A 12285-nucleotide genomic window follows, 5' to 3' on the forward strand; every position below is an offset into this window, starting at 1 on the left:
GCCGGCGGCGACCCACCTTGGATTGCCCGAGAGGAACCTGCCACGTGATGCGTACCGGTTTGTTCATTGCGCTGGGGTTTGTGGCGGGTTGTTCGTGGTGCCGGGCCGCCGAACCGCAGTCGTTCGACCCGATTGCCGCCGACTATCTGCGGGTCGCGCGGCCGCTCTTGGAGCGCTACTGCATCGCTTGTCACGATGCCGAAACGAAGGAAGGCGAACTCGACCTCGAGCAGATGCACACGCTCGTCGAGCTGCGCCAGGAGGCCGAGCGCTGGCCCAAGATCGCCGAGATGCTCGACCAGGCTGAAATGCCCCCGCGCGACTCGGATCAGCTCGCCCCCGAGGAGAAGCAGCAGCTCCGCGCATGGATCGAGCGCTATCTCGAGGCGGAGTCGCAGGCGCTGGCCGGCGACCCGGGCCCGGTCGTGTTGCGGCGCCTGAGCAACGCCGAATACACATACACAATTCAGGACCTGACGGGCCTCGACTTGCAGCCGGCGCGCGAGTTTCCCGTCGATGGCGCGGCGGGCGAGGGCTTTACGAACACGGGCAATGCGCTGGTCATGTCGCCGGCGCTGTTGACCAAGTATTTCGACGCGGCCAAGGGCATTGCCGCGCATCTGGTGCCCCTGCCCACCGGCGTGCGGTTTTCGCCGGCCACGACGCGACGCGATTGGACCAACGAAATCGTCGCCGAGATCAAACGGTTCTACGCCGGGTTCGCCGACCCGGAAGGGAAATTGCCTTGGGACAAGTACCTCGGCGCCGCCGTCGCATCGCGCGATGCGCTCGCCAGCGGCGCGCAGACGCCCAGCCAGGTCGCGGCCGCCCAGGGGTTGAATGCCCATTACTTCGGCGAACTCGTGCGGCTGCTTAACGCCGACGATGCATCGCCGGTCCTGGCCGGATTGCGCGCGGCGTGGCGCACGGCGAAGCCTGACGATGCGCCGGCGCTCGTGGCCGAGGTCGCCCGCTGGCAGCAGGCGCTGTTTCGCTTTCAAAACGTCGGGCACATGAAGCCCTGGGTCGTCGTGGTCGACCCGGTGGTCGCCGAGCAAGAGCTGCGGTTCAAGTTTTCCGATGCGGCCGACGCCGGCCCGATCACCGTGCACCTGGTGGCCAGCGCCGGGGGTGACAGCTCGGAGCACGACCTGGTCGTTTGGCGCCGCCCGCGACTGGTGATTCCGGGACGGCCCGAACTGCTGCTGCGCGATGTGCGGCAGTTTGCCGGTGCCTTGGAAGCCCACCGGAGCGAGCTGTTCGCCGCCACGGCGGCGTGTCTCGACGCGGCCGGCGAAGCCGCGGCGGCGGGCCAAACGGTCGACGTCGCGGAGCTCGCCGCGCGGCACGGAGTGGCCGCCGAGACGCTCAGCGCGTGGCTCGATTATCTCGGACTGAATGCGGCGCCGGCCCTGCGCCTCGACTATCTGACGCAAGCGCTCACCAGCACCGGCGGATACGATTTCGTCCGCGGTTGGGGTTCGCCCGAGACGCCGAGCATCGTCGCCAACTCGACCGATCAGCACATTCGTATTCCGGGCAACATGAAGGGGCGCGGCGTGTGCGTGCACCCGTCGCCGACTTTGAATATCGCCACCGGCTGGCGCAGCCCGCTGGCCGGCATGATTCACATCACCGGCCAGGTGACCCATGCGCATCCCGAGTGCGGCAACGGCGTCACGTGGGCCGTCGAGCTGCGGCGCGGCAGCACGCGGCAAACGCTCGCGTCCGGTGTGGCGCAAGGCGGCGCACCGGTGCCGTTCGGACCGCTCGACGATTTGGCCGTTCGCGAGGGCGATCTGATCTCGCTCGTCGTCGGCCCGCGCGACGGCAACCATTCCTGCGATCTGACCGACATCGAGTTGACGATCAAGGCGGGCGACCGCACGTGGAATTTGAGCCAGGATGTCTCCGGCGACATCCTCGCCAGCAATCCCCACGCCGACGCCCAGGGCCAGCCCAATATCTGGCATTTCTATACCGAGAAGGTCGACGGTACGAAGGCGGGTCCGGTGATCCCGGCCGGGTCGTTGCTCGCGCGGTGGCAGGCGACCGACAAACCCGACGAGAAGCGAGCACTGGCCGGCGAACTGCAGAGCTTGCTGACGGGTGCGCCGCCGGCCGACAAGCAGCATCCCGATGCGGTGCTCTACCGACAACTGGCCTCGCTCGGCGGGCCGCTGTTAGCGAGTGCAGCGGCTTCGGCCGCGAAAGGAACACCGCTCGAAGCTCCGAGCACCTCGGGCACGGCCGACTGGGGAATCGATCCGGCGTTGTGCGGCCATCGACCTGACGGTTCGGCAATCGACGCGGCCGACCTCTGCCTGGCGGCTCCCACGGCCCTCGCCGTGCGGCTCCCCTCCGACCTGATCGCGGGTTGCGAGTTGGTGGCCACGGTCACGCTCGACGAGACCGCGGCCGAAGGCACGGCCCAGGCGCAAATTCTGCCTGCGCCGCCGGGCGATCTGCGCGCCCTGCGTCCCGATACACCGGTGCTGGCCCGTCCGGGCAGCGCCGCGCACGGGCGAATCGAGACCGCGCTGGCCGAATTCCGCAATTGGTTTCCCGCGGCCTTGTGCTACAGCCGCATCGTGCCGGTCGACGAGGTGATTACGCTGACCTTGTTCCACCGCGAGGAAGATGCCCTGGCCCGGCTGATGCTCGACGACGAGCAAAGGGCTTATCTCGACAGGCTGTGGAGCGAACTCAGGTTCATCAGCCAGGACGCCCTGATCACGGTCGATGCCTTCGGCCAGTTGCTCGAATACGCCTCGCAGGACAGCGACCCGCGGCTGTTCGAGCCGCTGCGCGAATCGATCTATCGCCAGGCCGACGAATATCGCCAGTGGCTGCTCGCCACCGAGCCGGTGCAGATCGACGCGGTGCTGGCCTGGGCCGAGAAGGCCTATCGCCGGCCGCTGACCGATGCGGATCGGAGCGAGCTGCACAATCTCTACGCGCAGCTTCGCGCCGAGGAGTTGCCGCACGACGAGGCGCTGCGGCTGTTGTTGGCCCGGGTGCTCGTGGCACCGGCGTTTCTCTACAAGCTCGAGGCCGCGGCCGCCGGCGAAGGTCCGGCGCCGGTCAGCGATTGGGAGCTGGCCAACCGGCTCAGCTATTTCCTCTGGTCGAGCGCGCCGGACGAAGCCCTGAAGGTCGACGCGGCCGCCGGGCGGCTGCACGATCCCGACGTGCTCGCCGGCCATGCCCGCCGGATGATGCGCGATCCGAAGGTGCGGCGGCTGGCGACCGAGTTCGCCTGCCAATGGCTGCACATCTACGACTTTGCCTCGCTCGACGAAAAGAGCCCGCGGCACTTTCCAGAGTTCGCCGAGCTGCGCGACGATCTGTACGAAGAGGCGATCCAGTTTTTCACCGATCTGGTGCGCCGCGACGGCTCGGTCGAAGAGATCTGGAACGCCGATCACGTGCTGGTCAACGAAACCCTGGCCGCGTTTTACGGAGTGCCGTTCGACTCCGGCACGCCCGTTCCCGATTCGTCGTGGCGCCGCATTGACCATGCGCAGCAACTTGGCCGCGGCGGCGTGCTCGGCCTGGGCGCAACTTTGGCCAAGCAATCCGGCGCCTCGCGCACCAGTCCGATCTTGCGCGGCAATTGGGTCTCCGAAGTGCTGCTCGGCGAGCGCCTGCCTCGGCCTCCCAAGGGCGTGCCGGTGTTGCCCGAGGACGAAGCGGCGCTCGAAGGCCTGACCGTGCGCCAACTGATCGAGGCGCATTCGATCGATCCGAAGTGCATCAATTGCCACCAGCGGATCGACCCGTTGGGCTTCGCCCTGGAAAGCTACGACGCCATCGGCCGGCGGCGCGAGCGCGACCTGGGCAACCGCCCCATCGACGTGCATGCCCGTTTGCGCGACGGCACCGAGTTCGACGGTCTAGCCGGGCTGCGAATCTACCTGATTTCGACCCGGCACGACGACGTGATCGGCCAGTTCTGCAAGAAACTGCTCGGATATTCCTTGGGGCGCAGCGTGCAACTGGCCGATCGGCGGCTGCTGGCCGATCTGCGAGCCCAACTGGCCGCAGGCGGGTATCATATGTCCACGGCCATCGAGGCCATCGTCCGCAGCCCGCAGTTCCGCATGATCCGCCCGCAACAGGCGTCGCTGGCCACGGCGACGGCTCAAACATCCCCCGACCGCCCGGCACCCTGACGCCGGACAATTTGCTGACGCCGGACAAGGAGATTTCGAACATGCATGCCGCCGCCCTTTCGCGTCGCACATTCTTGCGCGGCGTAGGCGTATCGATGGCTCTGCCTTGGCTCGAATCGCGGGCCGTTTGGGGGGCCGACGCGGGAGCAGCCACGGCACCGGCGGCAGCCAGCAATCAACCGCCGGTCCGCCTGGCCGTGCTGTTCGCCGGCAACGGCTTTCACAGCCGCGAGTGGTGGGCCAAAGAATCGGCCGCCGGACTCGAGTTGGGCCAGGTGCTCGCGCCGCTGAACGACTTCAACCGCCGGATGCTGTTCATCCGCGGCCTCTACAACGACGAGGCCCTCAAGGGCAACATCCACAGCTCGCAGACCGGCAATCTGCTGTCGGGCGCACCGCTGGCCTCGGGCGGCGAGATTCGCTCGGGCACCAGCTTCGATCAGGTGATGGCGCAGCAACAAGCCGGCACGACCAAGGTGCCGAGCCTCGTGCTGGGGTGCGAAAAGTCGAACCCCTCGGTGCACAAGAACTACTCGATGCTCTACAGCTCGCACATTTCGTGGTCGTCCCCCACGACGCCCACGCCCTTGGAGCTGTACCCGGCGCTGGCGTTCGACCGGTTGTTCAAGGACGAAGTAGGCCGCGGCGACAAGAGCGTGCTCGACGCAGTGCTCGAAGACGCGCACGATTTTCGCCGCCAGGTGAGTGCGGCCGATCAGCGCAAGCTCGACGAATATCTCGACTCGGTACGCGAGGTCGAGCAGCGGATTGCCCAGGCCGGCAAGCGGAACGAGCTGCAAGGTTGGCGGCCGACGCTCACCGAACCGAACATTCCGCGCCCCGGCGACGGCCTGCCGCAAGACATCGCCGAGCACATGCGGTTGATGTGCGACATCCTGGTGCTGGCGTTCCAGACCGATACGACGCGCATCTGCACGCTCAAGCTCAACAACGACCACAGCTCGTTGCGGTTCCCGCACCTGGGCGTTGACTACATGATCCACCACTTGCTGAGCCATTCCGACACGGCCGACTGGCTCAAGGTAAACCAGTTCTTCGTCGAGCAGCTCGCGTACATCGCCCGCAAGCTGGATGCGATCCAAGAGGGTGAGCGCACGGCCCTGGACAATTCGATGATGCTGTTCCTGTCGAGCATGATGACCGGCGGGCACGACGCGACGCAGTTGCCCGTGATCATGGTGGGCGGCGGCGGCGGCCAGATCACCGGCGGCCGGGTGCTCAACTATCTCGAAAAGCCCGAGCGGAAGATGTGCAGCCTGTACATGTCGCTGCTCGACAAGGCCGGGGTGCACCTCAAACGCTTTGGCGATGCGACCGAACGCCTGGCCGAAGTGTAGTGCGGGCGGCCGTAATTCCCGCGTTACCAAAAATGGCTTACGGCGCAACCCGAACTCTTGTCCCGGCTTGTCTTGCCAGGGACAACTATCGTTTGCACACTATCATTTTGCCTGCTGCCGGCAGAATAGGGTGTTTGCGTTGTATCGCGAAGCGCGGTGGGTCTCCTGGAGTCTCTTGTCATGACGATTCGCGCCCCTCGTCGTCGTTGGTTGAACTTCGGTCTGCCCATGGCCGTCGTGTTGCTTGTGGGTGGCGCCGCGCAAGCGGCAGAGCTGCGTTCGGCCGACGAGCCGGCGCGGTTCCTTTCGGCCCTTGATCTCGAAGGTCGGGCGCATCGGTTGGCCGGTGATCCGCATCGCGCGGCGACGGTGCTGGTCTTTATGACCACCGAGTGCCCGATCGCCCCCGAGTATGTGCCTGAGTTGAACCGTCTGGCCGCCGAATTCTGTGACAAGCACGTGGAGTTTTACGGTGTGTTGGCCGACCGTACGGTCAAGCGGACGGCTGCGGTCAAGTTCGCCGCCGACTTCAAGATCGAGTTTCCCGTCTTGTTCGACGCCTCGGGCGATCTGGCCAGCACGCTCGGCCCGACGCATGTACCCGAGGCCTTCGTGCTCGACCCGCACGGCGCACTGGCGTACCACGGCCGGATCGACGATCGGTATGCCGCGCCTGGGCAAAAGCGTCCGCAGCCGACCGTGCACGACCTGAGCGATGCCGTGGCCGCGGTGCTCGCCGGACGGCCGGTGGAAACGGCCGTGACCGAGCCGGTCGGCTGCCCGCTCGAAAAGCGGACCGTCGCCGGCACCTCGAGCGAAGTGACCTTCAATCGCGATATCGCGCCGATCCTGTTCGCGCAATGCGCCGAATGCCATCGGCCGGGCGAAGTCGCGCCGTTTTCCTTGTTGACCTACGAAGATGCCGCCAAGCGGGCCGATTTTCTGCACCAGGTCACGAGCAGCCGGCGCATGCCGCCGTGGAAGGCTGAAATCAGCGGCGCGCGGTTCGTCGGCGAGCGTCACCTGACCGAAGCGCAGCTCGCCCTGTTCGAGGCCTGGGCCAAGGCCGGCGCCCCGCAGGGCGATCCCGCGGATCTGCCACCGCAGCCGCAGTTCGCGTCGGGCTGGCGCTTGGGCGAGCCGGATCTCGTGGTGACCGCGCCCGAGCCCTACACGCTCAAGGCCGGCACGGAAGACGTCTTCCAACACTTCATCATCCCGCTCGAGGCCGCCGGGGGCAAAACCGTGGTCGGCTTCGAATTCCGGCCCGGCAATCCGGCCATCGTGCATCATGCGATCTTGTTCCTCGACCGCTCGGGCACCGCGCGCGCCAAAGACGCGGCCACGCCCGAGCCGGGATACACGACTTCCGGGTCGATCGATATCCCCGTCGCCGGCATGTTGGGCGTGTGGACGCCCGGCATGACGCCGCGGTTCTATCCCGAGGGGATCGGCATGCCGGTCGAGCCGGGCACCGACCTGGTGCTGCAACTGCACCTGCACCCGACCGGCAAGGACGAGACCGACCAATCGTCGGTCGCGCTGTACTACGCCGACGAGGGCCAGAAAATCACGGCCGCGCAATCGATTATGGTGGTGGGCACCCTGATGATCGATATCCCGGCCGGCGCGTCGAGCCACGAGGTTCGCTCGAGCGTGACGCTGCCCACCGACGTGACGCTGATTTCGCTGCTGCCCCATCTGCACCTGGTCGGCAAGGAGTTCAAGATCACCGCGACGCTGCCCGACCGCAGCGAGCAATCGCTGATGTGGATCAAGGATTGGGACTTCTACTGGCAGGACAATTACGTCTACGAAAAGCCGCTGACCCTGCCGGCCGGCACGCAGATCGACGTCCTGGCCCGCTACGACAACTCGTCGGCCAATCCCTCGAACCCCAGCACGCCGCCGGCGCGGGTCCTGTTCGGCAACGAGAGCGACGACGAGATGTGCTTCGGCCTGTTCCAGGTCGTGGCCCAGAGCGAGCGCGACCAGATGAAAGTCCGGATGGCCTTCATGAAGAGCTTCATGGAGGCCTGGCAGCGCTCGCCGATCGACGAGGCAGGCCGGGCCCAAATCGTCGAGGAGGCGGGCAAGCTGTTCGGCGCCCAGGGTTCGCAGTTTCTCAAGGCGTTCGGCAATGCCGGCAAGTCGAAGCGCAAACAGCGCCCAGACAAGCAGTCAGACACCGCCGAGGCGTCCGAGGAAAGCTCGAACTAGGCCGCCCGCCGGGCGAAGTTTGACGCTCGCGAGGGCCGCCCCTTAGCATAAGGCGGTCGCGGCTCGCGGCGGCCCGGCATGCGCCGGCCGAGCGATGCGACACCTGCTCTGCCCCGTGAGCTGCCGATGTTTACCATCCGCGGAAGCTCGCCCGATACTCGTCGCGCCTGGTCGAGGCGCGATGTGTTGCGCGTCGGCCTGGCCTGGGGCGCGGGGCTTGCGCAGTTCGGCGCCGGGGCGTACAGCGCAGCCGCGCCGCCAGACGCCGGCGACCTCGGCCAGGGTTTTGGCCGCGCCAAGCATTTGATTCTGGTCTACCTGTTCGGCGGTCCCAGTCATCTGGACATCTGGGACATGAAGCCCGCCGCGCCGACCGGCATCCGGGGCGAGTTCCGGCCGATCGCCACGAACGTGCCCGGCATCGAGATCACCGAGCATCTGCCGCGACTGGCGCGCATGGCCGATCGCTACGCGATTCTGCGTTCGCTCTCGCACGGCGACAGCGCTCACGGCTCGGCGTCGCACACGATGCTCACGGGCCGTCGCCCGCGCAACCTGGGCGAAGTGCCGCCGCGCGAAGACGACTATCCGCACTACGGCGCGGTGCTGAGCCGCTTGCAGCCCACTGCGCCGGGCGTGGCGCCGTTCGTGGCCTATCCGTGGAAGATCGCCACGAGCACCAACGTCGTTCCCGGCCAGACAGGCGGTTTCTTGGGCGCGTCGCTCGACCCGTGGAGCGTGGCCCCCGGCCAGCAAAGCGGGCGCGTGTTCGAGGTTCCACTGGCGGCGCTGCCCGAGGGTGTTTCCCCGGCCCGGTTGTCGCGGCGCCGCGACTTGATCGATCAGATGGCCGGCGCCGAAGCGACGTGGGGCGGCGATTTCGCGACGATCCAACAGCGGGCGTTCGACCTGTTGCTCGAGCCCCGTTTTCTCGACGCGTTTCGCGTCGAGCAGGAGCCGGCCCCGCTACGCGAGCGCTATGGCCAGAACCTGTTCGGGCAGAGCCTGCTGCTGGCGCGGCGGCTGGTCGAAGCCGGCGTGCGGACGACGGTCGTCTATTGGCCCGATCGCTCCGAGCCCGAGGCCTTCAACAACAACGGCACGATCGACAAGGTGGCCGTGGCCGCCTGGGACACGCACGGCTACCACGTCGGCAACACGCCGAATTTCCCGCGCCTCAAGGACCATAATCTTCCGCCGCTCGACCTGGGGCTTTCGGCACTGCTCGAAGACCTCGCCGCGCGCGGCCTGTACGACGAGACGCTCGTTGCGGTGACCGGCGAATTCGGTCGTTCGCCCAAGATCAATGGCGATGGCGGACGCGACCATTACGGCAACGTGTTTTCGGCCCTGCTGTGCGGCGGCGGCATTCGTGGTGGTCAGGTGTACGGCGCCTCGGACGCGATTGGCGCCTACCCGGCCGAACGGCCGGTCTCGGCCGGCGACTTTGCCGCCACGCTGTATCACGCCCTGGGAATCCGGCCGGAGACCGAGGTGTACGATCGCTTGGGGCGGCCGCAGCGCGTCGCGGACGGCGCGCCGGTCGTCGACTTGTTCTGAACCCAGGCGGCCCCCGGTCGCGCAGCCAAGTCACGGCATGCTGGCCGGTTGCGAGGCGCGCTGCGCACGCTGCAAATATTCCTCGGCTGCGGCGGCATTGCCGAGCTGCGTCTGCGCCGTGACGATGCCGAGGATGGCGTCGACCCGATCGGGCTCGAGGGCCAGCGCCTGCTCGAAGTAGTCGATCGCCTGTTGCCAATCGCCATCGGCCAGGCACCACGTTCCGCAATATTGGTAGACCGGCGCGGTACGCAGTTTGAGCTCACGCCCGCGAACGCGATCGACGCGGGCACGCTGCTCGGCCGGCTTCGGGATGAACAGCAGCTTGCCCGCCCACGGCAAGTTGGTGCTCGCCGTCGGCTCGCCAAAGCGCCGGATGAATTCGGCCTCGTCGCCCGGCGCCAGGCGGTCGACGTGCAGCACCAGCCCACAGAAATCATTCAGCTCGTAGAACTCGGTGAAGAACTCCCATTGCGTGGCGTCGAACGATCGCTGCTGGTGGTTGGGTTGATAAATCACCTTGCGGGCCGGCATCAGGAGTTGATCCCAACCGGCCTCGAGGTAGGACCTGACCTGGGTCGGCAGCAGTCGCCCGAAATAATGCCCCATGGCCTGCTTGCCATGAAACCGGCGATAGGTCGAGAAGGTGGCGTCGGTCGCGTAGAAGGAGTTGAGCGTGGCCCAGGTGCCGCTGCCGCCGGTGATGCAGAACGGCCAATCGAGCACTGCCTCGCCCGGCGATTGACGGACGACGTCCATGAACTCGTAGAACTCGGGTCCCACGCTCGGTTGTCGCGACCATTCGCTGGACAATCGGTGCCCGACGACGAACTCCACGCCGCCCAACGCGAGTAGCGCGGCCGCAATTCCCCAATGGCCAATCGTGCGGGGCCAGCTCCAGCGCCAACCCAACGCGCAAACGAGTAGCATCGCCGGGTAGAGCGACGTGGCACGGCCGCAGATCCGCGTGAACTGCATCCAGGGCAACAGCTTGAGCGCCTGGAAATAAGGCGAAAACGTCAAGCACAACAGCAGCAGCGCGAGCGTTGGGGCATACACCACCAGCCAACGGCGATCGCGCCACAGTCCCGCACCGGCCAGGATCAAGAACAGCCATCCAACCGAGCCCATTCCCGGCTGCTCGGGATTGTCGCGAAAGATCAGGTGCGGCTCCCGCGGGTTCCAGTGCGGAAAGTACGGCAGCGCGATCCGTGCCAGGTGCACCGGATCGAGCACGATCGTGCGCAAGTCGGCCAACACTTGTTGGTCGGCGTGATGTGGGAAATTCGACGATTCGTACGCGAGCTGCGCCGCGAGGGGGACGTAAAAATAGATGCCTTTGAGCGTCACGATGCCAACCACGAGCATCGCCAGCGACGGCCGCCGCAGCCCGCCCACCAGGCCGGCCAGCGCCGCGCGCGCCGTGGACCGCGCGGCGGCGCCCCTCACGAATTGCGCGACGAGCCAGCCGACGATCCAGGCTCCATGCACGCCCAACGACAGCAAGCTGGTCGCGGCCGTGTAAGCCAGATCGTGCCCCAGCGCCAACAGGGTGAGCATGGCCCGCAGTGCCAACAGCGGCGCCGAGAGCCGTCCTTCGACGAGCGCGGCACGGACGAACAGGTGATCGACCACGATGGCCAGAGTCGCCCAATGGCACGCGGCATAGCAAATGTGGTCGGGATACTTCAGAAACAGGTAGAAATTGGCGAACGACACGAGGAAGCCGAACACCACGGCCTGCAGCCAACCGACTCGCTGCCGGGCCAGCAGGTACATGCCGGCTGCCCCGATGAACAACCCGGCCAGCCAATGCCACTTGATCCAGGGGCCCGGCCCCACCCACTGCCAGAGGAAGCCCACCAGGTAGTCGCGTTCGAACGCCCAGGTCTCGAACACGTGCTTGACGCCATAGGGATAGAACACGTCGTTGGAGAACAACTGCATCTGCGGCCAGGGGGCGAACCGCAAGTGTTGGGCGAAATGCACGCTGGCGTATTCGAACTGGTTGGTGTCGCCCCCACCGACCAGCGGCATCAGCGGGTCGCCCACGAAAATCACCGCGACGACGAATGTCGCCAGCGCATAGAGCAACGCCGCGGCGGCTGCCTCGCTAACACGGCGGGCCCACGAGGGCGACATGCACGATTCCGATCGGGCGACGAAGACTTGCTCTACGAGGTGTCAATCTTAGCAAGCCGGCCGCGCGGGGTTCATCAGGCCGGCCAGGAGCAGGTCGCAGGCCTGATCGGCCCGGGTCACGAGGTCGGCGAGCCGCCCCTCGGTGCGGCTGGCGAACAGCAGGCCGTACATCATGTAGGCGAATGCATTCACCGCAAACACGGGATCGATCTCGCGAAACTGGCCCGCCGCAATGCCCCGCCGCACCACTTCGGCAAAGTAACCATTGTTTTCCGAGCGATAGAGCAAATGTGTGCGGGCCGGCGCCGTCGGGTTTGCCGCGCGTTCCTGCGCCGAGAGGTCCAGCACCTCGGGATGCTTCTGGCAATACCGGGCCAAGGCCCGAAACGAGGTCCGAATGATGGCCACGGGATCGTCGAGACAAGCGATCGTCTCGAACACGTGCTCGACCAGTCCGGCAAAGGCCGCAGCAACCGCCGCTCGAAACAACTCTTCCTTGTTGGCGAAATAGCGGTACAGCGTGCCCTTGGCCACCCCCGCGGCCGCCCCGATGGCATCCATCTCCGTACCGGCGTAGCCCCGCTCGGCGAACAGCCGGACGGCCTCGCGCAGAATGGCGTCTCGCTTGGCGGTGGGTGCGGCGGTACTCATCGCATGCCTCGTCGAGAATGACTTGCTAGTCATATCCTAGCGTACTCGTCGTACGGCTGTAGATGTGCGGAAAATCTCAGAATAAATCCAGGAATATACCCCAAATGCTTTTCTCGCTTGCTACGAAGCCAGACACTGGCTATTGTGCTGACTGACTGGTCAGTCAGTCTGAATGTCTC

6 protein-coding genes are annotated in these 12285 nt (G+C 66.3%); 4 read left to right on the forward strand and 2 right to left on the reverse strand.

The features are described 5' to 3' along the window. Positions 1-44: 44 nt before the first annotated feature. From K1X74_20155 to K1X74_20170, 4 genes are all read left to right on the forward strand, one after another. On the forward strand, positions 45-4175 hold the full coding sequence (locus tag K1X74_20155; GenBank protein ID MBX7168660.1) for a DUF1592 domain-containing protein: 4131 nt from the start codon (positions 45-47) through the stop codon (positions 4173-4175). A gap of 95 nt (positions 4176-4270) precedes the next feature. Next, positions 4271-5533, forward strand: coding sequence for a DUF1552 domain-containing protein (locus K1X74_20160; GenBank protein MBX7168661.1), 1263 nt, complete (start codon positions 4271-4273; stop codon positions 5531-5533). A gap of 180 nt (positions 5534-5713) precedes the next feature. Further along, positions 5714-7753 (forward strand): redoxin domain-containing protein, encoded by a 2040-nt coding sequence (locus K1X74_20165; GenBank protein MBX7168662.1) that lies wholly within the window; start codon positions 5714-5716, stop codon positions 7751-7753. A 126-nt stretch (positions 7754-7879) separates the two neighbouring features. After that, a complete protein-coding gene (locus K1X74_20170; protein ID MBX7168663.1) occupies positions 7880-9313 on the forward strand; it encodes a DUF1501 domain-containing protein in 1434 nt (477 codons plus the stop codon). A 30-nt stretch (positions 9314-9343) separates the two neighbouring features. Here K1X74_20170 and K1X74_20175 read toward each other — a convergent pair whose 3' ends face one another. Beyond that, the gene (locus K1X74_20175; GenBank protein MBX7168664.1) at positions 9344-11455 is read right to left on the reverse strand and encodes a tetratricopeptide repeat protein; all 2112 of its coding nucleotides are present in this window, start codon (positions 11453-11455) and stop codon (positions 9344-9346) included. 48 nt (positions 11456-11503) lie between these two features. Beyond that, on the reverse strand, positions 11504-12106 hold the full coding sequence (locus tag K1X74_20180) for a TetR/AcrR family transcriptional regulator (GenBank protein MBX7168665.1): 603 nt from the start codon (positions 12104-12106) through the stop codon (positions 11504-11506). Between the last annotated feature and the right edge of the window lie 179 nt (positions 12107-12285).

This window comes from Pirellulales bacterium, assembly GCA_019694435.1.
Lineage (GTDB): Bacteria > Planctomycetota > Planctomycetia > Pirellulales > JAEUIK01 > JAIBBZ01.